This is a genomic window from Fervidicella metallireducens AeB (genome assembly GCF_000601455.1).
Classification (GTDB): domain Bacteria; phylum Bacillota; class Clostridia; order Clostridiales; family Caloramatoraceae; genus Fervidicella; species Fervidicella metallireducens.
Map to the genome: position 1 here is coordinate 1 of NZ_AZQP01000150.1, position 752 is coordinate 752.

The 752-nt window shown below is 31.2% G+C and carries 1 protein-coding gene; it reads right to left on the reverse strand.

Annotated features, from left to right (window positions below):
- The coding region (locus Q428_RS14220; protein ID WP_051515199.1) for an antA/AntB antirepressor family protein at nucleotides 1–615 on the reverse strand (615 nt) is incomplete at its 3' end.
- Between the last annotated feature and the right edge of the window lie 137 nt (nucleotides 616–752).

The window sequence follows — 752 nt, forward strand, 5'->3', positions numbered from 1 at the left end:
ACTATCATTCTTTGCTTCTTTAATTTCGAATAAACCATCATTTTTGTCTGCATAAGGTTTTAAACTTCCTTTTTTATCACGATAGATGTATTTTTTATCAATTAAAAATCCTATAAAGTCCTTTACCTTTATTTTTAATTCTTTAGCTGTATCTCTAAAATTAGTAAGCAGATTCCTTTCAACAAGGTCATCAAAATATTCTGCTCTTGGTCTCATAATTTCATTTTCAACACTTAGCTTTGAATTTAATAATTTAAGAGATTGTATATGGTTCTCAGCCATCTTTAAAGCTCTTGACATTACCATTTCAGGTGTATTCCATGCCTGTTCAATAGAAAGAAAATATTGTCGTGCTATTTTCCCTTTTTCAGTTCTTTGAATCATACACAGCTCTTTTGCCATAGGTATTGTTAAATAATAATCTGTTGTGGGCTGATGGTTTTGGGGGTGGTCAAAAATGACCGGGGTATAATCTATTCCCTCTGTAAACCCATATTCACACATCCTGGGAAACCAATGTCTAAACTCTGTCCCAATCTCTAAAAACTTGTGAAGTTCTCTTGCTGATACTGTTGGTTCTTCTCTGCTGTAATCTACTTTTATTAATTCATTCATTCTGTATACCTCCTTATAAAATCTATTGTTTTATTAAGTTGGCCAACTCTTTAATCTAATAATATACTTGAATTTAATTTTTTACCCGGACATGAAATGTCCTATTTTTCATTAAATTACCTCTTAAAAACACACGG